Source organism: Burkholderia diffusa, assembly GCF_001718315.1.
GTDB classification, from domain to species: domain Bacteria; phylum Pseudomonadota; class Gammaproteobacteria; order Burkholderiales; family Burkholderiaceae; genus Burkholderia; species Burkholderia diffusa_B.
In genome coordinates this window covers 53,279-79,744 of record NZ_CP013362.1, presented here as the reverse complement: position 1 = coordinate 79,744, position 26,466 = coordinate 53,279, and the positions used below count along the sequence as shown (strand labels likewise).

The window sequence follows — 26,466 nt, the reverse complement described above, 5'->3', positions numbered from 1 at the left end:
ACTGCTAATGTCGCGCCTTTAGGACCTGGATCCCAGCACTACCGCCGGAAGTGGCCTGAGCCGGCATCGACCCATTCATCCATGACAAGAAATCGCTTCGTTATGCGGCGCATCGCCACGACTCTGATGGTCGCCGGCATCATCGTCTCGCAGGCCGCCTACGCTCAGGTCACGCTCAATTTCGTGAATGCGGATATCGACCAGGTCGCCAAGGCGATCGGCGCCGCAACCGGCAAGACGATCATCGTCGACCCCCGCGTGAAGGGGCAGCTCAATCTCGTGGCCGAACGGCCGGTGCCGGAAGACCAGGCGCTGAAGACGCTGCAGTCGGCGCTGCGCATGCAGGGCTTCGCGCTCGTGCAGGATCACGGGGTGCTGAAGGTCGTGCCGGAGGCCGACGCGAAGCTGCAGGGCGTGCCGACCTATGTCGGCAATGCGCCGCAGGCGCGCGGCGACCAGGTCATCACGCAGGTGTTCGAGCTGCACAACGAATCGGCGAACAACCTGCTGCCGGTGCTGCGGCCGCTGATCTCGCCGAACAACACGGTCACCGCCTACCCGGCGAACAACACGATCGTCGTCACCGACTACGCCGACAACGTGCGCCGCATCGCGCAGATCATCTCGGGTGTCGACAGCGCCGCGGGCGCGCAGGTCCAGGTCGTGCCGCTGCGCAACGCGAATGCGATCGACCTTGCCGCGCAGCTGCAGAAGATGCTCGACCCCGGCGCGATCGGCAACAGCGACGCGACGCTGAAGGTGTCGGTCACGGCCGACCCGCGCACCAACTCGCTCATGCTGCGCGCATCGAGCGCATCGCGCCTCGCGGCGGCGAAGCGCCTCGTGCAGCAGCTCGATGCGCCGAGCGCGGTGCCGGGCAACATGCACGTCGTGCCGCTGCGCAATGCCGACGCGGTGAAGCTCGCGAAGACACTGCGCGGGATGCTCGGCAAGAGCAGCAACGACAGCGGTTCGTCGGCGTCGTCCAACGATGCGAACAGCTTCAACCAGAACGGCGGCTCGTCGTCGAGCGGCAATTTCTCGACCGGCACGTCGGGCACCCCGCCGCTGCCGTCGGGCGGCCTCGGCGGTTCCTCCTCCTCGTCGTACGGCAGCGGCGCGTCGGGCAGCGGCGGCATCGGCAGCGGCGGCCTGCTCGGCGGCGACAAGGACAAGGGCGACGACAACCAGCCGGGCGGGATGATCCAGGCCGATGCGGCCACCAACTCGCTGATCATCACCGCGTCCGATCCGGTCTACCGGAACCTGCGCTCGGTGATCGACCAGCTCGACGCACGGCGAGCGCAGGTCTATATCGAAGCGCTGATCGTCGAGCTGAACTCGACGACGCAGGGACAACTCGGCATCCAGTGGCAGGTCGCGAGCGGCCAGTTCCTCGGCGGCACGAACCTGGCCGCCGCGGCCGGCAACGTCGCGGGCAACAGCATCATCAACCTGACGACCGGCGGCACCGCGGCCAGCACCGGGCTGGCCGCCAATCTCTCGAACCTGAACCAGGGCCTCAACATCGGCTGGCTGCACAACATGTTCGGCGTGCAGGGCCTCGGCGCGCTGCTGCAGTATTTCTCGGGCGTGAGCGACGCGAACGTGCTGTCGACGCCGAACCTGATCACGCTCGACAACGAGGAAGCGAAGATCGTCGTCGGCCAGAACGTGCCGATCGCGACCGGTTCGTACTCGAACCTGACGAGCGGCACCACGAGCAATGCGTTCAACACGTACGACCGTCGCGACGTCGGCCTGACGCTGCACGTGAAGCCGCAGATCACCGATGGCGGGATCCTGAAGCTGCAGCTCTATACGGAAGACTCGGCGGTCGTCAGCGGCACGACAAACTCGCAGACCGGCCCGACCTTCACGAAGCGCTCGATCCAGTCGACGATCCTGGCCGACAACGGCGAGATCATCGTGCTCGGCGGCCTGATGCAGGACAACTACCAGGTGTCGAACAGCAAGGTGCCGCTGCTCGGCGACATTCCGTGGATCGGGCAGCTGTTCCGTTCGGAATCGAAGCAGCGGCAGAAGACGAACCTGATGGTGTTCCTGCGTCCCGTGATCATCTCCGATCGCGGCACCGCGCAGGAAGTCACGGCCAATCGCTACGACTACATCCAGGGCGTGACGGGCGCGTACAAGTCGGACAACAACGTGATCCGCGACAAGGACGATCCGGTTGTCCCGCCGATGCCGCTGGGTCCGAGCCAGGGCGGCACGGCCGCCGGGAACCTGTTCGACCTCGACAAGATGCGGCGCCAGCAGCTGCAGCGCCAGGTCGCGCCCGTGCCGGCCCAGCCGTTGCCGGAAGCGACGCCCGCGCAGCCGCAGGGCGTGCCGCAGCAGGCGGTGCCGCAACAGCCGCTGACCACCGCGCCGGGAGCGTCGCAGTGACCGACGTGCTCGCGTCCTCCACCCACGACGGCGCGCCGGGCGAACGGCAGCCGCCGTCGCCGCTCGCCGCCCGCCTGCTGCCGTACGGCTTCGCGAAGAGCGGCCAGGTGCTGATCGCGCATCAGCTCGACGACACGCTCGAGGTGTGGATCAGCGAGCGTACGAGCGATGCGGCGCTCGCCGAGATCGCGCGCAACTTCGGCTCGATCTCCGTGCATCGCGTGCCGGCCGACGAGCTCGCGCAGGCGATCAACCAGGCCTACGCGCGCCAGGACGGCAGCGCGGCGCAGATCGTCGGCGAGGTCGAAGGCGAAGTCGACCTGTCCCGGCTGATGCAGGACATCCCCGAGGTCGAGGATCTGCTCGAATCGGAAGACGACGCGCCGATCATCCGGATGATCAACGCGCTGCTCACGCAAGCGGCGCGCGAACAGGCATCGGACATTCACATCGAGCCGTTCGAGAATGCGTCGGTCGTGCGGTTTCGCGTCGACGGCACGCTGCGCGACGTCGTGCGCCCGAAGAAGGCGCTGCACGGCGCGCTGATCTCGCGGATCAAGATCATGGCGCAGCTCGACATCGCCGAGAAGCGCCTGCCGCAGGACGGCCGCATCACGCTGCGCGTCGGCGGCCGGCCGGTCGACGTGCGCGTGTCGACGCTGCCGACCGGGCACGGCGAGCGCGCGGTGCTGCGTCTGCTGGAAAAGGATGCGCAACGCCTGAACCTCGAAGCGCTCGGGATGGGCCGCGACACGCTCGTGCAGTTCGACAAGCTGATCGGCCGCCCGCACGGGATCGTGCTGGTGACGGGTCCCACCGGCTCGGGCAAGACGACGACGCTGTATGCGTCGATGTCGCGGCTCGAAACGGCGACGACCAACATCATGACGGTCGAGGATCCGATCGAATACGACCTGTCCGGCATCGGCCAGACGCAGGTGAACGAGCGGATCGGGATGACCTTTGCGCGTGCGCTGCGCTCGATCCTGCGGCAGGATCCGGACGTGATCATGATCGGCGAAATCCGCGACCTCGAAACCGCGCAGATCGCGGTGCAGGCGTCGCTGACGGGCCACCTCGTGCTCGCGACGCTGCACACGAACGACGCGGCCTCGGCCGTCACGCGCCTGACCGACATGGGCGTCGAGCCTTACCTGCTCGCGTCGTCGCTGCTCGGCGTGCTCGCGCAGCGCCTCGTGCGCCAGCTCTGCCCGGTCTGCAAGGAGGAGCGGCACGAGGAAGGCCGCACCGTGTGGCATCCGGTCGGCTGCGACAAGTGCGGGCATTCGGGCTATACGGGCCGGCGCGGCGTGTACGAACTGCTGGTGGTCGACGATTCGATCCGCTCGCTGATTCACCGCAACGCGGCCGATGCCGAGATCCTGGCCGCCGGCCGCGCGGAAGGGATGCGCACGCTGCGCGACGACGCCGAGCGCTGGCTCGCCGCCGGCGCGACGTCGCTCGAGGAAGTGCTGCGCGTGACGGGAGGCGCATAGCGCGATGCCGGCATTCCGTTTCGAAGCAATCGATTCGGCGGGGCGCGCGCAGAAGGGCGTGATCGATGCCGACAGCGCGCGGTCCGCGCGCGGCCAGCTGCGCACGCAGGGGCTCACGCCGCTCGTCGTCGAGCCGGCCGCCAGCGCGACGCGAGGCGCGCGCTCGCAGCGTCTCGCGTTCGGCCGCAAGCTGTCGCAGCGCGAGCAGGCGATCCTCACGCGCCAGCTTGCGAGCCTGCTGATTGCCGGGCTGCCGCTCGACGAGGCGCTCGGCGTGCTCACCGAGCAGGCCGAGCGCGACTACATTCGCGAACTGATGGCCGCGATCCGCGCGGAAGTGCTCGGCGGCCATTCGCTCGCGAATGCGCTGGGCCAGCATCCGCGCGATTTCCCGGAAATCTACCGCGCGCTCGTCGCGGCGGGCGAGCACACCGGCAAGCTCGGCATCGTGCTGTCGCGCCTCGCCGACTACATCGAACAGAGCAATGCGCTGAAGCAGAAGATCCTGCTGGCGTTCACGTATCCGGGAATCGTCACGCTGATCGCGTTCGGCATCGTCACGTTCCTGCTGAGCTACGTCGTGCCGCAGGTCGTCAACGTGTTCGCGAGCACGAAGCAGCAGTTGCCGGTGCTGACGATCGTGATGATGGCGCTGTCGGATTTCGTTCGCCACTGGTGGTGGGCGATCCTGATCGCGGTCGCGCTCGTCGTGTGGTTCGTGAAGGCGACGCTGTCGCGCGACGGGCCCAGGCTCGCGTTCGACCGCTGGGTGCTGACCGCGCCGCTCGCGGGCAAGCTCGTGCGCGGGTACAACACGGTGCGCTTCGCGAGCACGCTCGGCATCCTGACCGCGGCCGGCGTGCCGATCCTGCGCGCGTTGCAGGCGGCCGGCGAGACGCTGTCGAACCGCGCGATGCGCGCGAACATCGACGACGCGATCGTGCGCGTGCGCGAAGGCTCCGCGCTGTCGCGCGCGCTGAACAACGTGAAGACGTTTCCGCCGGTGCTCGTGCACCTGATCCGTTCCGGCGAGGCGACGGGCGACGTGACGACGATGCTCGACCGCGCGGCGGAAGGCGAGGCGCGCGAACTCGAGCGGCGCACGATGTTTCTGACGAGCCTGCTCGAGCCGCTCCTGATTCTCGCGATGGGCGGCATCGTGCTCGTGATCGTGCTGGCCGTGATGCTGCCGATCATCGAGCTGAACAACATGGTGCAGTGACGGCCCGGGCATCGGCCGGGCCGCCGCCGTTCAACGCATGTAGATCGCGGGGGACGGCGTGTTCGCGGGGAGCTGGATTTCGGCGCGGGCGCCGTTGCGGTCGACGATGATCGAGCGGCTGCGGACTTCGGCGAGCTTCGCGCCGGGCGTGACTTCCGCGCCGAGCGACACGGCACGCGGCGGTTCGCCGCCGACGCCGACGATCGCGGCGCCGCCATGCTCGAGCGCGAGAATGCCGAACAGATGGATGTCCTGCACGGGATTCTTGTCGAGCTGTCCGCCGAAGAGCGCGGCGGCGTCCTCGGTGCGGATCGGCAACCGCGCGGCGGCGGCGGGCAGCGGCGCTTCGCGGGCCGACAGCGTGACGACCCAGTAGGTGGCCGTCGCGCACAAACCCGCGAAGAGGGCTAGGGAGAGGATCCGGATCGAGAGCGCGTTCATGCGCGCTATTGTACGGATGTATATGAAATTTGCGTTGGGTGAAAGCCCTCGGCAATGCGCGCCTTACAATGCGTGCTCCGTGCCCGGGGAAACGGAAGCCAGCCGTCAGGCAAGCGTCCGGAATGCCGCGGGTGCGTCACTCAATCGACGACATTTTTTGGAAAGAGGTAGTCAGTCATGCAAACGTGGATCACTCGCCGTAATGCGGCCGTGCGCCGTCAGCGCGGTTTCACGCTGATCGAGATCATGGTGGTGGTCGCGATCCTCGGGATCCTGGCGGCACTGATCGTGCCGAAAATCATGAGCCGTCCCGACGAGGCGCGCCGTATCGCCGCGAAGCAGGACATCGGCACGATCATGCAGGCGCTCAAGCTGTACCGTCTCGACAACGGCCGCTATCCGACCCAGGAACAGGGCCTGAACGCGCTGATCCAGAAGCCGACCACCGATCCGATCCCGAACAACTGGAAGGACGGCGGCTATCTCGAGCGCTTGCCGAACGATCCGTGGGGCAACGGGTACAAGTACCTGAACCCGGGCGTGCACGGCGAGATCGACGTGTTCAGCTACGGTGCCGACGGCAAGGAAGGCGGCGAAGGCAACGACACCGACATCGGTTCGTGGCAGTAAGCCCGCGCTGACCGGCACGACGTTTTTACCCGTTCTCACTTCATGCCCGCCCTTCGCACGCCCTTGCGCTCCGCTCGCGCTCGCCGCGATGCCCGCGACGGCCGCATGCGTCGCGGCGCGGCCGTGACTGCGGCGCACACGCGCGGCTTCACGCTGCTCGAGATGCTGGTCGTGCTCGTGATCGCGGGCCTGCTGGTATCGCTCGCGTCGCTGTCGCTCACGCGCAATCCGCGCACCGACCTGCGCGAGGAAGCGCAGCGCGTCGCGCTGCTGTTCGAGACGGCCGGCGACGAAGCGCAGGTGCGCGCGCGCCCGATTGCGTGGCAGCCGACCGCGCACGGCTTCCGTTTCGACGTGAGCTCGCCCGACGGCTGGCGCACGCTGCGCGACGACGTGCTGCGCCCGCGCGACTGGGACGGCGGCGTCACCGGCGCCGATATCGACTATCCGGGATCCGACACGCGCGCGAGCCGTGTCGTGTTCGGCATCGAAAGCATCGACACGCCGGTGCGCGTGACGCTGCATTCGGCAGTCGGCAGCGCGACGATCGTCGGCACCGGCAACGGCCGCTACGAGGTGCAATGACGATGCGTCGTCGCCTGCCCTTCCCGATTGCTTCCCGAGGCTTCACGATGATCGAGGTGCTGGTCGCGCTCGCGATCATCGCGGTCGCGCTCGCCGCGTCGATCCGCGCGGTCGGCACGATGGCGACCAATGCGTCCGATCTCCATCGCCGGTTGCTCGCCGGCTGGAGTGCCGACAACGCGCTCGCGCAGCTGCGCCTCACGCACGCGTGGCCGGAGGTCGGCGAGCAGAGTTTCGACTGCTCGCAAGGCAACGTGCAGCTGGTCTGCACGCAGCGCGTGAGCACGACGCCGAATCCGGTGTTCCGGCGCGTGCAGATGTCGGTGAGCATGCCGGGGCACGCCGGCGTGCTCGCGCAAATGGTGACGGTGGTCGCGAATGAAACCAGCCGTCCGCTCTGACGCGCCGATGCGGCGCCGGCCCGTGCATCGCGCCGACGCGCGCCGCGTGCGCGGCTTCACGCTGATCGAACTGATGATCGCGATCGCGATCCTCGCGGTGGTCGCGATCCTCTCGTGGCGCGGGCTCGACCAGATCATGCGCGGGCGCGACAAGGTCGCGTCCGCGATGGAGGACGAGCGCATCTTCGCGCAGATGTTCGACCAGATGCGCATTGACGCGCGGCTCGCCGCCACCGACGACGAAGCCGGCCAACCGGCGATCGGCGTCGCCGGCAACACGCTGCAGATCGTCCGCGAACTCGATGTGCCGGGCGCCGCGCCGCGGCTGCAGGTGGTCCGCTACCGGATCGCCGGCGGGCGCGTCGTGCGCTATGCGTCGCCGCCACTCGACGACGCGAACCGCTTGCGCGACGTGCTGAAGGACAGCAGCGTCGACGGCTGGAGCTGGGTCGCGCTGATGGGCGGCGTCGGTGCGATCGACGCGAAGCTGTACGTGCCGCGCGTCGGCTGGACCACCAACCTGCAGACGGCCAACGACGCGCTGTCGCAGAACAACGATGCGCTGAAAGTGCCGCAGATCGGCAACGCGCCGCCGACACGCGCGGTGACGGGGCTGCAGGTCCGCATCGGCGCGACGTCGCTGCGCGTGCCCGTCACGCGCATCTTCCTCGTCGGGGAATGACGATGCGCGCGCGCCCTCGCCGTTCCCGGTTCGCCGCTCGCCGCGGCGCACGCGCGCATGCATCCATCCGCCGCGAGCGCGGCGCGGCGATCATCACCGCGCTGCTCGTCGTCGCGCTGTCGGCAATCCTCGTATCCGGGATGCTGTGGCGCCAGCAGGTGCAGATTCGCCGCATCGAGAACCAGCGCGTGATCGCGCAGGCGCAGTGGGTCGCGCGCGGCGCGCTCGACTGGACGCGCATGATCCTGCGCTCCGAGGGCGACACGGCGCCCGGCATCACCTATCTCGGCGGGATCTGGGCCGTACCGATCGCGAAGACCAAGCTGTCGGACTTCCTCGGCCGGATCGGCGCGCCGAACGACAACGGCGGCGAAGACACCTACATCTCCGGATCGATCGAGGACGCGCAGGCGAAGTACAACCTGCGCAACCTCGTGTCGTCGCCGGCGCCGGGCGTGCTGCAGTTGAACGTGATACAGCTCCAGGCGTTCCAGCGGCTGCTGACGACGCTCGGCTACGACGGCGCGTTCGCGAAGCGGATCGCGCTGCAGATGCGCGCGGGCCTGATGCACTCGGCGACGCGCTTCCAGACGCCGACGCTGCCCGGCGCCGGGACGGCCGCGACCGCGCCGGTGCCAGGCGGCGACATGACCGGCAACATCACCGACGAACCGGGGATGTCCGACGGCGACCGCGGGCCCGCGCCGCTCGTGATGACGGGCGTCGACAGCCTGCTCGACGTCGACGGCGTGACGCCCGAGATGGTCGCGCGACTGCGCCCGTTCGTCACCGTGCTGCCGACCACCACGCCGGTGAACATGAACACCGCGCCGGCCGAGGTGATCGCGGCGCTGGTGCCGGGAATGAGCGTGTCGTCCGCGCAGGCGCTCGTGTCGCGCCGCGAGACCGTGTTTTTCCGCAACACCGGCGACGTGCAGCTCGCGCTGCGCGGCGCCGGCGCGCCGAACGTGACGATCGACTCGAGCCTCGTCGACGTCAATTCGAGTTATTTCATCGTGCATGGCCGGATTCAGCACGATCGCGCGGAGGTCGATCGCACCTCGCTCGTGTATCGTGATTCGACCACGCACTCGACGCGGGTCGTGCGCATCCGCGACCAGCTATAACGACGCCATTCGGGAGAGGAGCTCTTGAGCACGCTGATTGTTTCTTTGCCGCCGCGCGAGCCGGCCGTGCCGTTGCAGGAATGGCAGTGGCCCGAGCTGCCGTTCACGCTCGTGGACAAGGCCGGCCAGGTGCAGCGCGCGGGCCGCGCCGCGCTCGCGCTGCTGCCGCGCGCGAACGCGACGGTGCTGATCGTCGCCGCGCGCGACGTGCTGCTGCTGGCCGCGACCGTGCCGCCGCTCAAGGGGCCGAAGCTGCGCCAGGCATTGCCCAACATCGTCGAGGATCAGCTGATCCAGGATCCGCTCGGCTGCCATATCGCGCTCGATCCGGTCGCGCTGCCCGATGGCCGCCGCGTGCTGGCCGTCGTCGATCGCGCGTGGTTCCGCGCGATCTGCGACGCATTCACCGCGGCCGGCCACCGGCACCTGAGCGCGGTGCCCGCGACGCGCTGCCTGCCCGCGCCGCGGGCGCCGGCGGCGGACACGGCGCCCGGTGCGCCGGCCGACGGTGAGGCCACGCAAGCCGGGGCGATCGCGGATGCGACCGAACCCGTCGCGCGGCCCACTGCGGTCGCCGCGGTGCTCGGACTCGCGACAGCGGTCGAGCCGGCGCTCGTCGAAGCCGGCGCGCAGCCGGCAATGGCCGGTGCGCCGCGCCTCGAACTGGCGATCGCGCGCGGTGCGCTCGGCGAAGGTTTCGCGGCGCCCGCGTCGCGGGCCGGCGGCACGCTCGCCGCGCTCTCGGGTGGCGCCGAAATCGAACTCTACGAGCTCGGTGAACCGGGCGCGGAACCGCGCCTCGCATCTGTCGGGCACGCAGATGCCCCGCTGCTGCCGGGCGCGCAACCGCTGTCGTTCGACGCATTCGCGCGGCGAGCGCTCGCCGAGCGCTTCGATCTGTGCCAGTTCGAATTCGAGTCGCAGCCGTGGCGCTTCGACCGCGCGACGGTGAAACGCCTGCGCGTGCCGATCGCACTTGTCGCGGCCACGCTCGGCGTCGCGGTGATCGGGATGAACCTGCACTGGTGGAAGTTGTCGCGCGAGCGTGACGCGCTGTCCGCGCAGATCACCGAGACGCTGCTGTCGGCTTTCCCGAAGACGACGACGGTGCTCGATCCGCCCGCGCAGATGCAGCGCCAGCTCGATCAGCTGCGCCTGGCGGCGGGCGAGCTGTCGCCGAACGATTTCCTCGCGCTGGCGAGCGGGCTGTCGCGTTCGATGGGCGCGCTGCCGCTGAACGGAATCGCGTCGCTCGATTATCACGACCGGCGGCTCGACGTCGGCTTCAAGCCGGAGGTCAAGGTCGACCCCGATTTCCCGCAGCGTCTCGCGCGCAACGGGCTGGCCGGCGAAGTCGACAGCAGCACCGGCAAATGGACGATCCGGAGCCGCTCATGAAGACCGAACAACTGAACCAGACGCTGGCCCAGTTCTGGGGCGAACGCACGCCGCGCGAGCGGACGCTGCTCGGCTGGGGCGGCGCCGTGCTGGCTGTCGCGATCGCGTATTCGGTGCTGTGGTCGCCCGCGCAGGAAGGCCGCGCGCGGATCCGCCACGAACTGCCGACGATGCGCCGCGAGCTTGCGCAGATGACCGCGCAGGCCACCGAGGCGAAGTCGCTGACGGCCGCCGCGCAGGGCGTCGCGCCGACCGGTCTTGCCCTGAAGGACGCGCTCGCCGCTTCGCTGTCCGATCACGGGCTGCAGGGCGCACAGGCGCAGGTCGTCGGCAACGGCGTGCAGATCCAGATGAAGAACGTGCCGTTCCCGGTGTGGACGCAGTGGCTCGACGACGCGCGCCGGCAGTTCAAGGTCCAGGTCGGCGAAGCGCACGTGACCGCGCTGAAGGAAGACGGCCAGGTCGACCTGACGGCCGTGATGCAACCCTCGACGCAGAAATGACGCAGTGGATGAAACAAGCGGCGGTCGGCCGATGAGGCCAGGGGTCCGGCGGCTCGTCGCCGCATTGCCGTGGGTGGTGGCCGGCACGCTCGCGACGGCGCTGACGCTCGTCGCGCTCGCGCCGGCCGCCTGGATCGCACCGCAGTTCGCGCGCGCGACCGGCGGGCACGTGAATCTCGTGGATCCGGACGGATCGCTGTGGCACGGTTCGGGCACGCTGATGCTCGCGCCGGGCGCGGACCAGAGCGCGGCGACGCTGCTGCCGGGCCGGGTCGAATGGACCACGGGCTTCTGGCCGCTACTGACCGGGCGCGTGCGGATGCGCATGCGGCAGACCGAGGCGATGCCCGAGCCCGTCACGCTCGATGCGACGTGGCGCGGCGCGGTGCTCTCGGCGGGCGCGATGGCCGTGCCCGCGTCGCTGCTCGCCGGGCTCGGCACGCCGTTCAACACGCTCGACCTGCAGGGCGACGTGCGGCTCGGCTGGACCGACTGGCGAGTGATCGGCAACAACGCGTTCGGGCAGCTGACGGTGACGATCGATTCGATGAGTTCGCGCGTGTCGCGCGTGAAGCCGCTCGGCTCGTACCGTGCGGTGCTGCAGGCCAAGGGCTCGAGCGCCGATCTCGACCTGTCGACGACGCAGGGCCCGCTGTTCCTCGACGGGCACGGCAGCTTCGGCCCCGGCCAGGGTTCGTTTCGCGGCACCGCGCATGCGGCGCCCGAGCAGCAGGCGAACCTCGCGGGGCTCCTGAACCTGCTCGGTCATCCGATCGGTAACAACCAGGTATCGCTGATCTTCGGTGACGCGACGCGCTGACGCGCGCGGCGCGCTCGCCTTTTCCCGACTTACTTCTGCGCGAGCGGTGCGGGGGCCGACGGTGCGGTCGCGGCCGGCGCCGCCGCACCGGATGCCGACGCCGGCGCCGCCACGTCGCCCGTTTCGCGCGCCATGTCCGACGCATTCCAGCCGCCGCCGAGCGCCTTCACGAGCCCCACCGACGACACCATCCGCTGCCCGCCGATGGTCGCGAGCTTCTGCTGCGCGGTGAACGCAGTGGTCTGCGCGGTCAGCACGTTCAGGTAGGCGACCGTGCCGGCTTTGTACTGGTTCGTGACGATCGCGAGCGCGTGCTCCGCGCTGTCGACGGCCTGTCGCTGCACGTCGACTTCCTGCGCGAGGATGCGCTGCGATGCGAGGTTGTCCTCGACGTCCTGGAACGCGGTGAGCACAGCGAGGCGGTATGCGGCGACGTCCTGGTCGTAGGTCGCGCGTGCGGCATCGGTCTGCGCGGCGCGCAGGCCGGCGTCGAACAGCGTCGCCGCGAGCTGCGGGCCGACCGTCCAGAACCGCGCGGGCAGCGTGAACAGTTGCGACCACACCGAGCTCTGAAAGCCGCCGCTGGCCGACAGCGTGAGCGTCGGGAAGAACGCGGCGATGGCGACGCCGATCTGCTCGTTCGCGGCCGCCGCGCGGCGCTCGGCCGCCGCGATGTCGGGCCGGCGCTCGAGCAGCGCGGACGGCACGTCGACCGGCGTGATCGGCGGTTCCGTCGCGAGCGGGTTCGGTGGCAGCGAGAATGTCGATGCGGGTTCGCCGATCAGCGTCGCGATCGCATGCTCGTACTGCGCGCGCGCGACGCCATTGTCGATCGACGCGGCTTGCGCGCTCTGCAGCTGCGTCTGCGCCTGGATCACGTCCGCGCGCGCGGCGACGCCCTGCGCGTACTGGTTCTGCGTGAGCCTCAGCGACTCGCCGTACGACTTCACCGTGTCGTCGAGCAGCTTCTGCAGCGCATCGGACGTGCGCAGCTGAAAGTACGTCTGCGCGAGCAGCGCCTGCTGCGAGAGCCGCGCGTTCGCTAGATCGGCCGCGGCGGCCGCCTCGCCCGCGCGCTGCGCGCTGACGCTGCGGCTCACCTTGCCCCACAGGTCGGGCTCCCAGCTCGCATCGAGACCGACGCTGTAGCTGTTGCCGATCGACGCGCTGCTGCCGAAGCTCGATGCGCTCGACGACGTGGACGTGCGCCCGGTGCGCGAGCGCGAGCCCGACGCGGTCAGCCCGACGGTCGGAAAGTACGCGGCACGCGCTTCGGCGACGAGCGCGCGGGCCTGCCGGTACGCGGCGGCCGATTGCGCGATGGTCTGGTTCGATGCGTTGAGCTTGCCGATCAGCGCGTCGAGCTGCGGATCGTTGTAGACAGTCCACCATGGGCCGCGGTCGGTCCGGTCGGCAGGCTGCGCGACCTTCCAGCCGGCCGGCGCTTCCTTGAAGGCGGCGGGGATCGACGTGTCGGGCCGGTGATAGTCGGGCCCGACGGCGCAGCCGGCGAGCAGCACGGCCGTCGCAACGGCGACGGCGGCGCTCAGCGGGCGAAGGGCGCGCGGGAGGGGGGCATACGGCATCGTGGTATTCCTGTCTGGGCGCGATGGCCGGCGAGCGGCGTCGCGCGATGCGGTCGTCGTGCCGCTGGCGGACAAATGGTAACTGACGGCGGGGAAGCTGCGCAGCCCTAAGGGTACGGTGCGCGCCGGCACGAATGTGTTACCGGCGCGGCCGGCCGGTTTACCGGTCATTACGGATCGCTTGCGCGCGAGACGGGCAACGAATGCGCCGCGGACGGCGCCGGGCCGCGGGGTTGCGGGCGGCGTTCAGTCGGGATGACGGGGGCGGTGCGGCGTCAGTGGCAATGCACGGGCACCGGGGCGGGATCGGCGGCGGACCGCCATGTCGACGGCTCCGATGCCGCCGGCTGGCTCGCGCGGCGGGCGGTCTGCTTCGCATTGCGCTGCCGGCGATGATCGAACCATGCGAAGCCGAGCGCCGCGAGCGATCCGCCCGGCACCACCAGCATCGTCACGTACAGCGCGATCTTCCAGCAGCGGTGCGGGCCGGAGAACACATGATGAGCGGTATCGGTCAGGTTGCGGCGCAGCGCGCCGGCGGCATTTTTCAGGAACAGCATCGCAAACATCCTCGGGGTGCCCGGCAGCGCGGGCTAAGCGGTCAGAACATCGTCTCCGGCAGTGCAACATGCACGTCGTAACTGGTTGCCTGAAATAATATTGACTAAGCAATCATTTTTCAAGATACTGGGCGCGTTCTGACCTGAAACGCACTATTGCTGCGCGCGCAATTCGCATGAACGGCGGCCTCTACGATCCCGACACCATCGCGCTGGAAACGAGCCTCGGTTACTACCTGACCAAGGCCCGGCAGGCGCTCGTCGACAGAATGGATCGCGCACTCGAGCCGTACGACCTCACCGCGCAGCAGATCGGCGTGATCCTGCTGTTGTCGCGCGGCTATGCGCGCACGCCGTTCGAGCTGTCGCGCAAGATGTCGTACGACAGCGGCTCGATGACCCGGATGCTCGATCGTCTCGAACGCAAGGGCCTGATCGCACGCTCGCGCAGCGAACAGGACCGCCGGGTGATCGAGCTGACGCTGACCGAACGCGGCGCCGAAGCGGCCCGCGCGCTGCCGTCGCTGATCGCGACCGCGCTGAACGCGCAGCTTGCCGGCTTCTCGGCCGACGAACTCGCGCTGCTCACCGGACTGCTGCAGCGGTTCATCGCCAACGGGCCCGGCGGCACCGGCTGCCCGAAGCCCGACGTACCGGACTGCTGAGCGCGGAGGCCCGATGTCTAGGTTAAGCATTCGCTTATTTCTCTGTCTGGGCAGAAGATGACAAGACACGTGCTCCATCTCTCCCTTCGTCCGTTCCAACCAGCCGGGCCGCGCGGTATCGTGCGCCCGTGCGCCGTGCCGGCGCGTTGCGCGCGCCGCGTCTAGGAGATTCCGATGTCCGCCACCACGGCATCCGCCGCGCCCCGTGCCGCCGAACCCGCGCCGCTGACCGGCGGCGCGCTCGCGCTCCTCACCGTCGGGCTCGCGCTCGGCACCTTCATGGAAGTGCTCGACACGTCGATCGCGAACGTCGCGGTGCCGACCATCTCGGGCAGCCTCGGCGTCGCAACGAGCGAAGGCACGTGGGTGATCTCGTCGTATTCGGTCGCGTCCGCGATCGCTGTGCCGCTGACCGGCTGGCTCGCGCGACGGGTCGGTGAAGTACGCCTGTTCACGCTGTCGGTGCTCGCGTTCACGATCGCGTCGGCACTGTGCGGCCTCGCGGAGAACTTCGAGACGCTGATTGCGTTCCGGCTGCTGCAGGGGCTCGTGTCGGGGCCGATGGTGCCGCTGTCGCAGACGATCCTGATGCGCAGCTATCCGCCCGCGAAACGCGGGCTCGCGCTCGGGCTATGGGCGATGACCGTGATCGTCGCGCCGATCTTCGGCCCGTTGCTGGGCGGCTGGATCAGCGACAACTACACGTGGCCGTGGATCTTCTACATCAACCTGCCGATCGGGATCTTTTCGGCGACCTGCGCGTACTTCCTGCTGCGCGGCCGCGAGACGAAGACGACGAAGCAGCGGATCGACGCGGTCGGCCTCGCGCTGCTCGTGATCGGCGTGTCGTGCCTGCAGATGATGCTCGACCTCGGCAAGGACCGCGACTGGTTCAACTCGACCTTCATCGTCGCGCTCGCGCTGATCGCAGTCGTGTCGCTGGCGTTCATGCTCGTATGGGAGGCGACCGAGAAGGAACCGGTGGTCGATCTGTCCCTGTTCAAGGATCGCAACTTCGCGCTCGGCGCGATGATCATCTCGTTCGGCTTCATGGCGTTCTTCGGCTCGGTCGTGATCTTCCCGCTGTGGCTGCAGACCGTGATGGGCTACACGGCCGGCAAGGCCGGCCTCGCGACCGCGCCGGTCGGGCTGCTTGCGCTGGTGCTGTCGCCGCTGATCGGGCGCAACATGCACCGGCTCGACCTGCGGATGGTCGCGAGCTTCGCGTTCATCGTGTTCGCCGGCGTGTCGGTCTGGAACTCGACGTTTACGCTCGACGTGCCGTTCAACCACGTGATCCTGCCCCGGCTCGTGCAGGGCATCGGCGTCGCGTGCTTCTTCGTGCCGATGACGACCATCACGCTGTCGAGCATCTCCGACGAGCGGCTTGCAAGCGCGTCGGGGCTGTCGAACTTCCTGCGCACGCTGTCTGGCGCGATCGGCACCGCGGCCAGCTCGACGTTCTGGGAGAACGACGCGATCTACCATCACGCGCGGCTGTCGGAATCGGTGAGCATCTACGCGCAGAACACGACCGACTACCAGGGCGCGCTCGCGCAGCTCGGGATCCTCGGGCAGACGGCCAACGCGCAGCTCAACCAGCTCGTCACGCAGCAAGGCTTCATGATGGCGACCAACGACTTCTTCCACCTGTCGGCGGGCGTGTTCATCGCGCTCGCGGCGCTCGTGTGGATCACGAAGCCGAAGAAAGGCGCGGGGCCGGCGATGGGGCACTGAACGCACGGCGGGCCGCGCCGGCACCCGCCGATTTCCCGTACCGTTTCGCCGCCCGCGCCGCGCGCCTCACTCGCGCGCCCGCAACCCGCCGAAGGCCAGATCGTCGCCTGACGCGATCGGCAGCGTCGCCCGCGCGACGTCGAGCCACGCACGCGCCGCGTGCGACAGGTAACCCTTCTTCAGCCAGCCGAGCGCGATCGCCCATGTGATTTCCGGCTCGACGATCGGCCGGCACGTGAACTGCCGCGCGTCGAGCCGCCGGCAGTACGGCTCCGGCAACAGCGCGATGCCGACGCCCGCGTGCACGAGGGCCGCCATGAAATCCCAGTGTCCGCTGCGGCTCACGATCGACGGCGTGAAGCCGGCCTGCCGGCATGCGTCGAGCACCGCATCGTGCAGCGCGAGGCTCTCCGCGTAGAACACGAACGACTCGCGCGCGAGATCGGCGAGCGGCACCGCCTTATGGTGCTCCCAGCGCGACTCGCGCGGCGCGACGAGCCACAGCGGCGCGCGCACCATCGGCAACCGGTCGAACGTGGCGGGATCGACCGGCTCCAGCAGCCCGCCCAGCTCGAGCTCGCCCGACATCAGCGCGGCCTCGATCATCCGTGCGCCCTGCTCGAACAGCTTCAGCTCGATGTTCGGATAACGCTGCTTGTACGCGGCGATGATCGGCGTGAACAGCGACCCGCCGAGCGGCGGAATGCCGATCGTCAGCTCGCCGCGCCCGAGCGTGCCGAGATCCTTCAGCTCCGACTGCAATTGAGCCTGCGCGGCGAGCACGTCCTGGCCGCGCTGGAACACGATCCGCCCGGCGTCGGTCAGCACCATCTGCCGGCCGTCGCGCAGCAGCAGCGGCGAGCCGATCTCATCCTCGAGCGCCTTCACCATCTTGCTGATGGTTGGCTGCGTGACGAACAGCCGGTCGGCGGCCGCCGTGAAACTCTGCTGACGGACCACCTCGACGAAGTACCGCAACGCGCGCAATTCCATCGATCACTCCCCAGGTTGGTGCAGCGAATACAACCGAATTCCGAATTGGAATGACAAGGATAGAGACAAGTCATTTTATTTATGGTTAGGGGAAACCCTATACTCACACCATCGACGCAATATCTGTATGGAGCCCGCCATGACCAAGCCAGACGCCACTGCCGCCGCCCGCCCCGCCGCTTCCGGCAACGTTGCGCGTACGGGCCGGATCGTGCTTCAGGCCACCGCGCTCGGTGTGCTGTGGATGGCCGTCGACTGGACCGTGCGCGCGGTCGGGCTGCCGGTGCCGTCCGGCGTGATCGGCCTCGCGGTGCTGCTCGCGCTGCTGTTCTCGGGCCGCGTCGCGCCGGCGTGGGTCAAGGACGGCGCGAACTGGCTGCTGTCCGACATGCTGCTGTTCTTCGTGCCCGCCGCCGTCGCGGCGGTTCAATACGGCGGGCTGTTCCGCGAGGACGGCTGGCGCATCGCGCTGGTCATGCTCGCCGGCACCGCATTCGTGATGGTCGCGGTGGCGGTGGCCGTCGACCTCGCCGCGAAGCTCGAACGCCGGCTCGCCGCGCAGCGCGTGTTCGCCGAGCGCCGCCGTGCGCGCCTCGCCACCGTGTCCGCCCACTGAACCGGAGCCCGGGATGCCTGCGCTGCTGTCGAACCTGTCCGCCGACCACGTGAATACCGCGATCTCCGTCGGCTGCTTCGTGCTGACGGTCGCCCTGTATTTCGCGTCGAAGCGGCTCTACGCATACAGGAAGACGCTGCTGTTCTCGCCGCTCGTGTTCGTGCCCGGGGTGCTCGTGCTGCTGGTCCTGCTGACCGGCATCCCGTATTCGGTCTACTTCCGCGACACGCGCTGGCTGATGTGGCTGCTCGGCCCGGCAACGATCGCGTTCGCGGTGCCGATCTACGAGTACCGCGATCTGATCCGCCGCCACTGGCTGTCGCTGTCGGTCGGCGTCGCGGTCGGGATCGGCGCGGGCGTGTGCGGTTCGCTGCTGCTCGCGAAGCTGCTGCACCTGTCGCCCGAGCTGCAGCGCTCGCTGATGACGCGCTCGGTCTCGACTCCGTTCGCGCTCGCCGTGTCCGACAAGATCCATGCACCGAAGGACCTCACCGCCCTCTTCGTGATCGCGACGGGCATCTGCGGGATGCTGCTCGGCGAAATCGTGCTCGCGCTGGTGCCGATGCGAACGCGGCTCGCGCGCGGCGCGCTGTTCGGCGCGGCCGCCCACGGCGTGGGCACCGCGAAGGCGCGCGAGATCGGTAGCGAGGAAGGCGTTGTGTCGAGCCTCACGATGATGATCGCGGGCGTCGCGATGGTGCTGATCGCGCCGTTGCTGTCGCTGTTGCCGATCTGACACTGTACGCGGAGGCTGCCGCCTCCGCCCCTTCCGGCGGCTTCCCGCCGTCCGGGCCCTTGCCGCGGCGCCCCGATGTCCGCCGGGCGCGCCCGCTGCGGCCGGATTCCGTCGCGATCCTTCCCTGCATCGAGCCGACACCCGGCCGACAATCGGCTGAGATAGCCGCAATTCCCCCCTCTTTTCCGCCCATCGGGCTCGGCCCGGATGCCGAACAATGCATGCTACGAGACATCACGCACGCATTCACATGGCCTCCACGACTGCAAACCCGACCGCCGACAAGCCGGCTTCGCCCGGCAAGTTCAAGCGCATCGCGCTCATCGCCGTCATCGCGCTGGGCGCGGCCGCCGCCGCCGCGGGCGGCATGTACGTGTTCCTGAGCAAGGCAGGCGTCGGCCATGCGAGCGCGCCGGTCGAACCCGCGCCGCTTGCCGCGCCGGTGTTCTTCCCGCTCGACCCGCTGACCGTGAACCTGCAGTCGGACGACGGCATGCAGCACTACCTGCGCGTCGGCCTGTCGCTGAAGCTCACCGACCCGAAGGCGCAGGAGCAGCTGACCGCGCGCATGCCGGAGATCCGCAGCCGGATCCTGCTCGCGCTGTCGAACAAGCATCCCGAGGATCTGGCGACGCCGGACGGCAAGCGTTCGCTCGCCACGGAACTGCGAGAGCTGATCGAACAGCCGACTCAGCCGGGCAACCAGCGCGCGAAGGTCGACGACGTGCTGTTCACCGAATTCGTCGTCCAGTAACGCGGCCGGACAAGGAGCGCGCATGGGCCACCAGGAGTTCATGTCCCAGGAGGAGGTCGACGCCCTCCTCAAGGGCGTCACGGGCGAAACCGATTCGGTCGACGAGCAGCGCGACACGTCGGGCGTCCGCCCCTACAACATCGCGACGCAGGAGCGGATCGTCCGCGGCCGGATGCCCGGCCTCGAGATCATCAACGACCGCTTCGCGCGCCTCTTGCGGATCGGCATCTTCAATTTCATGCGGCGCACGGCGGAAATCTCCGTGAGCCAGGTGAAGGTGCAGAAGTACAGCGAGTTCACCCGCAACCTGCCGATCCCGACGAACCTGAACCTGGTGCACGTGAAGCCGCTGCGCGGCACGTCGCTGTTCGTGTTCGACCCGAACCTCGTGTTCTTCGTCGTCGACAACCTGTTCGGCGGCGACGGGCGCTTTCACACGCGCGTCGAGGGCCGCGATTTCACGGCCACCGAGCAGCGGATCATCGGCAAGCTGCTGAACCTGGTGTTCGAGCACTACACGACCGCGTGGAAGAGCGTGCGGCCGCTGCAGTTCGAATTCGTGCGCTCGGAGATGCACACGCAGTTCGCGAACGTCGCGACGCCGAACGAGATCGTGATCGTCACGCAGTTCTCGATCGAGTTCGGGCCGACGGGCGGCACGCTGCACATCTGCATGCCGTACTCGATGGTCGAACCGATCCGCGACGTGCTCGCGTCGCCGATCCAGGGCGAGGCGCTCGAGGTCGATCGCCGCTGGGTGCGCGTGCTGTCGCAGCAGGTGCAGTCGGCCGAGGTCGAGCTGAGCGCGGATCTCGCCGAGATCCCGTCGACCTTCGAGAAGATCCTGAACCTGCGTGCGGGCGACGTGCTGCCGCTGGAGATAGAGGACACGATCACCGCGAAGGTCGACGGCGTGCCGGTGATGGAATGCGGCTACGGCATTTTCAATGGTCAATATGCGTTGCGCGTGCAGAAGATGATCAGCGCGGGCGACACGATGAAGGAAGGTGGATATGAGTGAGCTGAACCCGACGCCCGAACTCGACCCGCAGGCGCTCGCCGACGCAGCGCTCGCGGAATCGGCCGCGGCCGTGCCGGCGGCCCCCGCCGCAGCGGAAGAGGAATCGGGCCTGGACGACTGGGCTGCCGCGCTCGCCGAACAGAACCAGCAGCCCGTGCAGGCGGGCGCGACCGGCGCCGGCGTGTTCCAGCCGCTGTCGAAGGCCGCGGCCAGCTCGACGCACAACGACATCGAGATGATTCTCGACATCCCGGTCAAGATGACCGTGGAACTGGGCCGCACGAAGATCGCGATCCGCAACCTGCTGCAGCTCGCGCAGGGTTCGGTCGTCGAGCTCGACGGCCTCGCCGGCGAGCCGATGGACGTGCTCGTGAACGGCTGCCTGATCGCGCAGGGCGAGGTCGTGGTCGTCAACGACAAGTTCGGCATCCGGCTGACCGACATCATCACGCCGGCCGAACGCATCCGGAAGCTGAATCGGTGAACGGTGTGAAGTCCGGCCGCGACGCGCGCCTATTGCTCAGCGTGGCGGCGCTGGCCGCCGCCGCGTCATTCGCCTGCGCGCCGGCCGTCGCCGCCGACATGAACGCGGTGAACAACGCCGGCGCCATCGCATCGAGCGTGGCGGTCGGCTCGGCCGTGCCGTCGCTCGGCGTCGGCGCGGTGCTGCAGACGCTCGTCGGGCTCGCGGTCGTGATCGGCCTCGTGTTCGGCTGCGCGTGGCTTGCGCGCCGCTTCGGATTCCAGCCCGTGCGGCGCGGCGGCCCGCTGAAGGTCGTGTCGAGCGTCGGGCTCGGCGCGAAGGAAAGTGCGACGATCGTCGAGATCGGCGATACCTGGCTCGTGCTCGGCGTCGCGCCGGGCAACGTGCGGCTGCTGCACACGCTGCCGGCCGGCTCGGCGGCGATCACGACGACGGCGCCGGCTTCGGCCGATGCACCCGCCGCAGCCGCAGCGGGCGACGGCGGCCAGCCCGGCACGTTCGGCGCGCGGTTTCGCGATGCGCTCGCGGAAGAAGCCGCGAAGCGCTTCGGGCGCGGCAAGGACCGTTGACATGGCGCCGCGCCTTCTTCCCGTATTCGCCTCACGATGAAACACGAATTCCTGCGTCACGCGGCGCGCTTCGCGCCCGTGCTGATCCTCGGCCTCGCCCCCGCGCTCGCATGCGCGCAGGCGGCCGGCCTGCCCGCGTTCAACACGAGCCCGGGCCCGAACGGCGGCACCACCTATTCGCTGAGCGTGCAGACGATGCTGCTGCTCACGATGCTGTCGTTCCTGCCGGCGATGCTGCTGATGATGACGAGCTTCACGCGCATCATCATCGTGCTGTCGCTGCTGCGCCAGGCGCTCGGCACTGCGACGACGCCGCCGAACCAGGTGCTGGTCGGCCTCGCGATGTTCCTCACCTTCTTCGTGATGTCGCCGGTGCTGGACCGCGCGTATGCCGACGGCTACAAGCCGTTCTCCGACGGCGCGATGCCGATGGAGCAGGCCGTGCAGCGCGGCGTCGCGCCGTTCAAGAGCTTCATGCTGAAGCAGACCCGCGAGACCGATCTCGCGCTGTTCGCGAAGATCTCGAAGGCCGCGCCGATGCAGGGCCCGGAAGACGTGCCGCTGTCGTTGCTGGTCCCCGCGTTCGTCACGAGCGAGCTGAAGACCGGTTTCCAGATCGGCTTCACGATCTTCATCCCGTTCCTGATCATCGACATGGTCGTCGCGAGCGTGCTGATGTCGATGGGGATGATGATGGTGTCGCCGTCCACCGTGTCGCTGCCGTTCAAGCTGATGCTCTTCGTGCTGGTCGACGGCTGGCAGCTCCTGATCGGCTCGCTCGCGCAGAGCTTCACGTAAGCGGAGGAAACGCGCGATGACGCCCGAACAAGTGATGACGCTGGCGCACCAGGCGATGATGGTCGGCCTGCTGCTGGCCGCCCCGCTGCTGCTGGTCGCGCTCGCGGTCGGCCTCGTCGTGAGCCTGTTCCAGGCCGCGACGCAGATCAACGAATCGACGCTGTCGTTCATCCCCAAGCTGCTCGCGGTGGCTGCGACGCTCGTGATCGCCGGGCCGTGGATGCTGACGACGATGCTCGACTACCTGCGGCAGACGCTGCTGCACGTCGCGACGCTCGGCGCCGGCTGAGCGGCACGCCAGGCTCCGTCCCGCCGCGATGTTCTCGGTTACCTACGCGCAGCTCAACGGCTGGCTGACGGCTTTTCTGTGGCCGTTCGTGCGGATGCTCGCGCTCGTCGCGACGGCGCCCGTGGTCGGCCACGCGGCGGTGCCCGTGCGCGTGAAGATCGCCATCGCAGCGTTCATGGCGCTGGTCGTCGCGCCGACGCTCGGCGCGATGCCGGGCGTCACCGTGTTCTCCGCGCAGGGCATCTGGATTGTCGTCACGCAGTTCCTGATCGGCGTGGCGATGGGCTTCACGATGCAGATCGTGTTCGCGGCCGTCGAGGCGGCTGGCGACTTCATCGGCCTGTCGATGGGGCTCGGTTTCGCAACCTTCTTCGATCCGCATTCGAACGGCGCGACGCCGGCGATGGGTCGTTTCCTGAACGCGATCGCGATGCTCGCGTTCCTTGCGGTGGATGGCCACCTGCAGGTATTCGCGGCGCTGGCCGCGTCGTTCCAGTCGCTGCCGGTCTCGGCCGATTTGCTGCACGCGCCGGGCTGGCGCACGCTAGCTGCATTCGGCGCGACCGTGTTCGAGATGGGGCTGCTGCTCGCGTTGCCGGTGGTCGCGGCGCTCCTGATCGCGAACCTCGCGCTCGGGATCCTGAACCGCGCGGCGCCGCAGATCGGCATCTTCCAGATTGGTTTTCCCGTCACGATGCTGGTCGGGCTGTTGCTCGTGCAACTGATGATCCCGAACCTCGTGCCGTTCGTGTCGCATCTGTTCGACATGGGGGTCGATGCGATGGGGAGGGTGCTGCTCGGCTGGCGGTGACAAGCGGGTCGTTCCTCGCGAACGACAGGCGCCGCGTCGGCCGAGTCATCAGAGTTTCGTGTGGATTCAGGGGCTTTCCAGCCGGCGCGTTTGGCGACGAATTTACTGATTGACCCGGGAATGATGCGTTCGCATCGACGGGGATACGCGCGACCGTGTTGCGGGCGGCATGGTCGGTGGCGCCCCTGTCGCAACTTACGACGCTTCTCACCCGAGCGATCCGTTACTGGTGACGGCATCTTGTTCTCACCTGATTTCCTGGGCATTCCTCTTCGCAGGAACGCGCATACCCGTGCTTTGCGCCGCGTGTCACCATTTCCGCTCAGTGCTCCGTCGCATTCCATGATTCGTGATCGTGCAGGCACCGGCCGGAAATTGGACGAACGACGATATCGTTCCGTCATGTACTACTGAATAATCCTCTGCTTTGCGGCATAACTTCCCCCCGGTTCCGTGGACCGACAGACCGGTAGCGCCCCGCACACGCAGATAATGTTGACACGATCCTTTCGGCTGGTGACCATTCTCGGCTGGCTCGGCGCCGTATGGCCGGCGCATGCCGCCGATCTACTCGACGCGGTGAACGCGGCGCGGCGGTTCGATGCGGGCATCGGCGCGGCGCGCAACGCGCAGCTCGCCGGCCGCGAGAAGCGCTGGCAAGGTATCGCGGGGCTGCTGCCGCGGGTCGAGCTCAATGGCGGCTACACGAAGCAGGACCAGCCCACCGCGGCGTATGCTGCTGCCGTTCGCCGTCACAGCGCTTCCGCAACCATCACGCAGCCGCTGCTTGATCTGTCCCGCGTTGCCGATTTCAAGCGCGGCCGCACGCTTGCCGACCAGGCCGACATCGAGTACGAAAAGGCGTCGCAATCCCTGATCATCGATGTCGCCAACGCCTATTTCGACGTCCTGTTCGGCCGCGAAGTGCTGCACGCCGCCGAAGCCGCGCAGCAGGCGTTCCATAAGCAACTCGACCAAGCAGACACCGCGCTGAGGATCGGCGACGGCACGCGGACTGACGTCGACGAAGCGCGCGCGAATCTCGACAAAGCGCTGGCGCATACAGTAAGCGCGCAAGCCGATCTGGCGATCGCGAGCGGCACGCTGCAGCGCATTACCGGGTTGACGGCGGCAGAGCTGTCGCCCATCTCGTGGCACTGCCCGCCTCGGGGCGCCCCGGTCGATCTCGCGACCGCGATGGACGACGCAGCCCACGACAACGTCGACGTGCGGATCGCGGGCAAGCAACTCGACCGATCACAGGCCGACATCGTCGCCGCGATTGGCGCGCACCTGCCGGTCGTGAACCTGCAGGCGAGCTACGGCACGAACTGGAGCCGGGGCGCCCACCAGAACGGGATCGACACTTTGTTCGGCACGACGTCAAAAACCCGTTCGTCCATCATCGGCGTGACGGTCACGATTCCGCTGTTCGCCGGCGGCGGCCCGCTGTCGGCGAGCCGCGAAGCCAACCGCCGACGCGATCACGCACGCGACGCGCTCGAAGACGCGCGCCGCAAGTCCCGCGAGCGTGCCCGTGCGGCCTATCTCGGTATCACCAACGGCGTCGCGCTGATCCGCGCGCAGGAACGCGTGCTCGCATCGGCCGGCAGCAAGGTGAAATCGACCCGCCTCGGGCGCGAAGTTGGACTACGCACGCAGATCGACGAACTGAATGCTCAGCAGCACTATTTCGAAGCGATCCGCGATCTCGCCGACGTCCGCTACCGCTACCTGCGGGCGCGCCTGCAACTGTCCGCCGCGCTCGGCACGCTCAGCGACGATGACGTAGCCAGCATCGGCTGCCGCGCTGACGGCACAGCGCCTCCCGCAGGCAGCGCATCATGACCAATTCCTTGTTTCGCCAAGAAGCGCTCGACGCGACCCGTCACAAGCTGATGGGTACCGTCAGCCTGTATTCGCCGCCCTGGCGCTGGCTGATGATCGGTGTCGCGACTGCGTTGACGCTGGCGGTCGTCGCGTTTTTCGTGTTCGGCAGTTACACGAAACGCGAGCACGTGACGGGCCAGCTGTTGCCGGCGGCGGGGCTGCTGACGGTGGCACCGCCGTTGACGGGCACAGTGGTCGGCACGCGGGTCCGCGAAGGACAGATGGTGGCGGCCGGTGCCGAACTGCTTGCGATCTCGGCCGAAGTGGCGACCGAGCTGGGCGGCACACGTGAAACAGTCACCCGGCAATTGCGGTTTCAGCGCTCTCGCCTGGAGACCGATCTGGCTAGCCAGTCGCAATTGAGCGGCGAAGCGCAGCGCGGCCTGAGGACGCGTGCGGCAGCACTCGACGACCAGCTTATACAGATCGAGCGGCAGAAAACGCAGCGGCTGCGCCAGCTCCAACTCGCGCAACTCCAGCTCGACAAGCTGCAGTCGATGCGAGAACTGGGCTATGCGTCGAATAGCCAGGTCGAGCAGCAGGAAGGCGTGCTGCTCGACGCACAGGCGCGCCTGCATGAGCTTGCCCGCCAGCGCCTCGATGTCAGCCAGCAACTCGACCAGACCCGCCAGCAGTTACGTGAGCTGCCTCTGACCACCCGAAACCAGCAGAACGACATTCACCGCAAGCTCGCGGCTGTCGATCTGTCGATAGCCGAGAACGAAGCGCGTCGCACGGTCATTTTGCGCGCACCGCAGCCGAGCGTCGTCGCCGCACTGCTCGCGAAGCCCGGGCAGATCGTAAACGCAGGCCAGTCGGCGGTATCGCTGTTGCCGCAAGGTGCGCCGCTCGAGGCACAACTGATGGTGCCGAGCCGTGCGATCGGCTTCGTGCGCGCCGGCGCGCGCGTGGTGCTGCGCTACGAAGCGTACCCGTTCCAGAAATTCGGCCAGCAGTTCGGTCGCGTGACCGAGGTGTCGCGTACCGCGCTGTCGCCGCAGGAAGTCGCCAATCTCACCGGTCACACTAACGTGCCGGAGCAGCTATACCGCGTAGTCGTCGCACTCGATCGCCAGGACATCGTCGCGTACGGCAAGCACGAGGCGCTGCGGCCAGGTATGGCGCTCGAGGCCGACGTGCTGATCGACCGGCGCCGGCTAATCGAGTGGGTGCTTGAGCCGCTGTACGCGCTCGGCCACCGCGTGTCGACCTGATGTGCGCCCTCAACGTATTCGTCACGGAG

General features: G+C 68.4%; 28 protein-coding genes. 24 read left to right on the top strand and 4 right to left on the bottom strand.

What is annotated here, in order from left to right:
- The first annotated feature begins 81 nt into the window (after positions 1-81).
- From gspD to gspF, 3 genes are read left to right on the top strand one after another with little or no spacing between them, the layout of a single operon-like run.
- Positions 82-2,409 carry a type II secretion system secretin GspD gene (gene gspD, locus WI26_RS00345; RefSeq protein ID WP_069224957.1) on the top strand — a complete coding sequence of 776 codons (2,328 nt, stop codon included), beginning with the start codon at positions 82-84 and terminating at the stop codon, positions 2,407-2,409.
- Positions 2,406-3,905, top strand: a complete 1,500-nt coding sequence (gene gspE / locus WI26_RS00340; RefSeq protein WP_069224956.1) for a type II secretion system ATPase GspE — start codon at positions 2,406-2,408, stop codon at positions 3,903-3,905. Before gspD ends, gspE begins: the two co-directional genes overlap by 4 nt.
- A gap of 4 nt (positions 3,906-3,909) precedes the next feature.
- A complete protein-coding gene (gspF, locus tag WI26_RS00335; protein ID WP_059465960.1) occupies positions 3,910-5,127 on the top strand; it encodes a type II secretion system inner membrane protein GspF in 1,218 nt (405 codons plus the stop codon).
- Positions 5,128-5,157: 30 nt separating this feature from the next.
- On the opposite strand, the gene WI26_RS00330 is transcribed toward gspF, so the two are convergent.
- On the bottom strand, positions 5,158-5,568 hold the full coding sequence (locus WI26_RS00330; protein WP_059465959.1) for a type II secretion system protein N: 411 nt from the start codon (positions 5,566-5,568) through the stop codon (positions 5,158-5,160).
- A gap of 177 nt (positions 5,569-5,745) precedes the next feature.
- On the opposite strand from WI26_RS00330, the gene gspG reads away from it, so the two are divergent.
- The 8 genes from gspG (at position 5,746) to WI26_RS00290 (ending at position 11,714) form a co-directional block, all read left to right on the top strand.
- Positions 5,746-6,198 (top strand): type II secretion system major pseudopilin GspG, encoded by a 453-nt coding sequence (gene gspG / locus WI26_RS00325; protein ID WP_040142708.1) that lies wholly within the window; start codon positions 5,746-5,748, stop codon positions 6,196-6,198.
- A gap of 105 nt (positions 6,199-6,303) precedes the next feature.
- Positions 6,304-6,783 carry a GspH/FimT family pseudopilin gene (locus WI26_RS00320; RefSeq protein ID WP_230939405.1) on the top strand — a complete coding sequence of 160 codons (480 nt, stop codon included), beginning with the start codon at positions 6,304-6,306 and terminating at the stop codon, positions 6,781-6,783.
- Positions 6,780-7,184 carry a type II secretion system minor pseudopilin GspI gene (gspI, locus tag WI26_RS00315; protein WP_059508282.1) on the top strand — a complete coding sequence of 135 codons (405 nt, stop codon included), beginning with the start codon at positions 6,780-6,782 and terminating at the stop codon, positions 7,182-7,184. The genes WI26_RS00320 and gspI overlap by 4 nt, the downstream gene beginning before the upstream one ends.
- Positions 7,162-7,866, top strand: coding sequence for a PulJ/GspJ family protein (locus WI26_RS00310; RefSeq protein WP_069224955.1), 705 nt, complete (start codon positions 7,162-7,164; stop codon positions 7,864-7,866). The genes gspI and WI26_RS00310 overlap by 23 nt, the downstream gene beginning before the upstream one ends.
- 2 nt (positions 7,867-7,868) lie before the next feature.
- On the top strand, positions 7,869-8,993 hold the full coding sequence (gene gspK / locus WI26_RS00305) for a type II secretion system minor pseudopilin GspK (RefSeq protein ID WP_069226320.1): 1,125 nt from the start codon (positions 7,869-7,871) through the stop codon (positions 8,991-8,993).
- Positions 8,994-9,017: 24 nt separating this feature from the next.
- On the top strand, positions 9,018-10,391 hold the full coding sequence (gspL, locus tag WI26_RS00300; RefSeq protein WP_069224954.1) for a type II secretion system protein GspL: 1,374 nt from the start codon (positions 9,018-9,020) through the stop codon (positions 10,389-10,391).
- On the top strand, positions 10,388-10,894 hold the full coding sequence (gene gspM, locus WI26_RS00295; RefSeq protein WP_059465991.1) for a type II secretion system protein GspM: 507 nt from the start codon (positions 10,388-10,390) through the stop codon (positions 10,892-10,894). The genes gspL and gspM overlap by 4 nt, the downstream gene beginning before the upstream one ends.
- A gap of 31 nt (positions 10,895-10,925) precedes the next feature.
- Positions 10,926-11,714: a type II secretion system protein N gene (locus WI26_RS00290; protein WP_059465954.1), complete on the top strand. Its 789-nt coding sequence runs from the start codon at positions 10,926-10,928 to the stop codon at positions 11,712-11,714.
- Positions 11,715-11,743: 29 nt separating this feature from the next.
- Here the strand turns inward: WI26_RS00290 and WI26_RS00285 are convergent, their stop codons facing one another.
- Both WI26_RS00285 and WI26_RS00280 read right to left on the bottom strand, forming a co-directional pair.
- Complete coding sequence (locus tag WI26_RS00285; protein WP_069224953.1) at positions 11,744-13,300, bottom strand: efflux transporter outer membrane subunit; 1,557 nt, start codon at positions 13,298-13,300, stop codon at positions 11,744-11,746.
- A gap of 275 nt (positions 13,301-13,575) precedes the next feature.
- A complete protein-coding gene (locus tag WI26_RS00280) occupies positions 13,576-13,860 on the bottom strand; it encodes a multidrug ABC transporter ATPase (RefSeq protein ID WP_081334271.1) in 285 nt (94 codons plus the stop codon).
- Positions 13,861-14,036: 176 nt separating this feature from the next.
- On the opposite strand from WI26_RS00280, the gene WI26_RS00275 reads away from it, so the two are divergent.
- Positions 14,037-14,525: a MarR family winged helix-turn-helix transcriptional regulator gene (locus WI26_RS00275; RefSeq protein ID WP_069224951.1), complete on the top strand. Its 489-nt coding sequence runs from the start codon at positions 14,037-14,039 to the stop codon at positions 14,523-14,525.
- Between the two features lie 174 nt (positions 14,526-14,699).
- Positions 14,700-16,262, top strand: coding sequence for a DHA2 family efflux MFS transporter permease subunit (locus tag WI26_RS00270; RefSeq protein ID WP_059465950.1), 1,563 nt, complete (start codon positions 14,700-14,702; stop codon positions 16,260-16,262).
- A 66-nt stretch (positions 16,263-16,328) separates the two neighbouring features.
- Here WI26_RS00270 and WI26_RS00265 read toward each other — a convergent pair whose 3' ends face one another.
- Positions 16,329-17,255, bottom strand: a complete 927-nt coding sequence (locus WI26_RS00265; protein WP_069224950.1) for a LysR family transcriptional regulator — start codon at positions 17,253-17,255, stop codon at positions 16,329-16,331.
- Between the two features lie 139 nt (positions 17,256-17,394).
- Here WI26_RS00265 and WI26_RS00260 point away from each other — a divergent pair, with 139 nt between their 5' ends.
- From WI26_RS00260 to WI26_RS00210, 11 genes are all read left to right on the top strand, one after another.
- Positions 17,395-17,871, top strand: a complete 477-nt coding sequence (locus WI26_RS00260; protein WP_069224949.1) for a CidA/LrgA family protein — start codon at positions 17,395-17,397, stop codon at positions 17,869-17,871.
- A gap of 13 nt (positions 17,872-17,884) precedes the next feature.
- The gene (locus WI26_RS00255; protein WP_059508286.1) at positions 17,885-18,607 is read left to right on the top strand and encodes an LrgB family protein; all 723 of its coding nucleotides are present in this window, start codon (positions 17,885-17,887) and stop codon (positions 18,605-18,607) included.
- A 217-nt stretch (positions 18,608-18,824) separates the two neighbouring features.
- Positions 18,825-19,361 (top strand): flagellar basal body-associated protein FliL, encoded by a 537-nt coding sequence (gene fliL / locus WI26_RS00250; RefSeq protein WP_059539338.1) that lies wholly within the window; start codon positions 18,825-18,827, stop codon positions 19,359-19,361.
- A gap of 22 nt (positions 19,362-19,383) precedes the next feature.
- Positions 19,384-20,382 (top strand): flagellar motor switch protein FliM, encoded by a 999-nt coding sequence (gene fliM, locus WI26_RS00245; RefSeq protein ID WP_059465946.1) that lies wholly within the window; start codon positions 19,384-19,386, stop codon positions 20,380-20,382.
- A complete protein-coding gene (gene fliN, locus WI26_RS00240; protein ID WP_059465945.1) occupies positions 20,375-20,866 on the top strand; it encodes a flagellar motor switch protein FliN in 492 nt (163 codons plus the stop codon). Before fliM ends, fliN begins: the two co-directional genes overlap by 8 nt.
- Positions 20,863-21,435 carry a flagellar biosynthetic protein FliO gene (gene fliO / locus WI26_RS00235; RefSeq protein WP_069224948.1) on the top strand — a complete coding sequence of 191 codons (573 nt, stop codon included), beginning with the start codon at positions 20,863-20,865 and terminating at the stop codon, positions 21,433-21,435. Before fliN ends, fliO begins: the two co-directional genes overlap by 4 nt.
- Positions 21,436-21,471: 36 nt before the next feature.
- Positions 21,472-22,233 (top strand): flagellar type III secretion system pore protein FliP, encoded by a 762-nt coding sequence (gene fliP / locus WI26_RS00230; RefSeq protein ID WP_059465943.1) that lies wholly within the window; start codon positions 21,472-21,474, stop codon positions 22,231-22,233.
- A gap of 16 nt (positions 22,234-22,249) precedes the next feature.
- The gene (fliQ, locus tag WI26_RS00225; RefSeq protein WP_006750427.1) at positions 22,250-22,522 is read left to right on the top strand and encodes a flagellar biosynthesis protein FliQ; all 273 of its coding nucleotides are present in this window, start codon (positions 22,250-22,252) and stop codon (positions 22,520-22,522) included.
- A gap of 28 nt (positions 22,523-22,550) precedes the next feature.
- Entirely contained in the window at positions 22,551-23,333 is a 783-nt protein-coding gene (gene fliR, locus WI26_RS00220; protein WP_069224947.1) for a flagellar biosynthetic protein FliR, read from the top strand.
- A 492-nt stretch (positions 23,334-23,825) separates the two neighbouring features.
- Positions 23,826-25,181, top strand: a complete 1,356-nt coding sequence (locus WI26_RS00215) for a TolC family outer membrane protein (protein ID WP_069224946.1) — start codon at positions 23,826-23,828, stop codon at positions 25,179-25,181.
- Entirely contained in the window at positions 25,178-26,437 is a 1,260-nt protein-coding gene (locus tag WI26_RS00210; RefSeq protein WP_069224945.1) for an HlyD family secretion protein, read from the top strand. Before WI26_RS00215 ends, WI26_RS00210 begins: the two co-directional genes overlap by 4 nt.
- Positions 26,438-26,466 lie beyond the last annotated feature (29 nt).

Excerpts from the sequence above, each read along its gene's own strand:
- WI26_RS00265 (WP_069224950.1), bottom strand. The coding sequence starts at position 17,255 with ATGGAATTGCGCGCGTTGCGGTACTTCGTCGAGGTGGTCCGTCAGCAG.
- fliR (WP_069224947.1), top strand. The coding sequence starts at position 22,551 with ATGTTCTCGGTTACCTACGCGCAGCTCAACGGCTGGCTGACGGCTTTT.
- fliL (WP_059539338.1), top strand. The coding sequence starts at position 18,825 with ATGCATGCTACGAGACATCACGCACGCATTCACATGGCCTCCACGACT.
- WI26_RS00290 (WP_059465954.1), top strand. The coding sequence starts at position 10,926 with ATGAGGCCAGGGGTCCGGCGGCTCGTCGCCGCATTGCCGTGGGTGGTG.
- gspD (WP_069224957.1), top strand. The coding sequence starts at position 82 with ATGACAAGAAATCGCTTCGTTATGCGGCGCATCGCCACGACTCTGATG.
- gspM (WP_059465991.1), top strand. The coding sequence starts at position 10,388 with ATGAAGACCGAACAACTGAACCAGACGCTGGCCCAGTTCTGGGGCGAA.
- gspI (WP_059508282.1), top strand. The coding sequence starts at position 6,780 with ATGACGATGCGTCGTCGCCTGCCCTTCCCGATTGCTTCCCGAGGCTTC.
- WI26_RS00330 (WP_059465959.1), bottom strand. The coding sequence starts at position 5,568 with ATGAACGCGCTCTCGATCCGGATCCTCTCCCTAGCCCTCTTCGCGGGT.
- gspG (WP_040142708.1), top strand. The coding sequence starts at position 5,746 with ATGCAAACGTGGATCACTCGCCGTAATGCGGCCGTGCGCCGTCAGCGC.
- WI26_RS00270 (WP_059465950.1), top strand. The coding sequence starts at position 14,700 with ATGTCCGCCACCACGGCATCCGCCGCGCCCCGTGCCGCCGAACCCGCG.
- WI26_RS00285 (WP_069224953.1), bottom strand. The coding sequence starts at position 13,300 with ATGCCGTATGCCCCCCTCCCGCGCGCCCTTCGCCCGCTGAGCGCCGCC.
- fliP (WP_059465943.1), top strand. The coding sequence starts at position 21,472 with ATGAAACACGAATTCCTGCGTCACGCGGCGCGCTTCGCGCCCGTGCTG.
- gspF (WP_059465960.1), top strand. The coding sequence starts at position 3,910 with ATGCCGGCATTCCGTTTCGAAGCAATCGATTCGGCGGGGCGCGCGCAG.
- fliN (WP_059465945.1), top strand. The coding sequence starts at position 20,375 with ATGAGTGAGCTGAACCCGACGCCCGAACTCGACCCGCAGGCGCTCGCC.
- gspK (WP_069226320.1), top strand. The coding sequence starts at position 7,869 with ATGCGCGCGCGCCCTCGCCGTTCCCGGTTCGCCGCTCGCCGCGGCGCA.
- WI26_RS00310 (WP_069224955.1), top strand. The coding sequence starts at position 7,162 with ATGAAACCAGCCGTCCGCTCTGACGCGCCGATGCGGCGCCGGCCCGTG.
- WI26_RS00320 (WP_230939405.1), top strand. The coding sequence starts at position 6,304 with ATGCGTCGCGGCGCGGCCGTGACTGCGGCGCACACGCGCGGCTTCACG.
- fliM (WP_059465946.1), top strand. The coding sequence starts at position 19,384 with ATGGGCCACCAGGAGTTCATGTCCCAGGAGGAGGTCGACGCCCTCCTC.
- WI26_RS00210 (WP_069224945.1), top strand. The coding sequence starts at position 25,178 with ATGACCAATTCCTTGTTTCGCCAAGAAGCGCTCGACGCGACCCGTCAC.
- fliQ (WP_006750427.1), top strand. The coding sequence starts at position 22,250 with ATGACGCCCGAACAAGTGATGACGCTGGCGCACCAGGCGATGATGGTC.
- WI26_RS00255 (WP_059508286.1), top strand. The coding sequence starts at position 17,885 with ATGCCTGCGCTGCTGTCGAACCTGTCCGCCGACCACGTGAATACCGCG.
- WI26_RS00280 (WP_081334271.1), bottom strand. The coding sequence starts at position 13,860 with ATGCTGTTCCTGAAAAATGCCGCCGGCGCGCTGCGCCGCAACCTGACC.
- WI26_RS00260 (WP_069224949.1), top strand. The coding sequence starts at position 17,395 with ATGACCAAGCCAGACGCCACTGCCGCCGCCCGCCCCGCCGCTTCCGGC.
- WI26_RS00215 (WP_069224946.1), top strand. The coding sequence starts at position 23,826 with ATGTTGACACGATCCTTTCGGCTGGTGACCATTCTCGGCTGGCTCGGC.
- WI26_RS00275 (WP_069224951.1), top strand. The coding sequence starts at position 14,037 with ATGAACGGCGGCCTCTACGATCCCGACACCATCGCGCTGGAAACGAGC.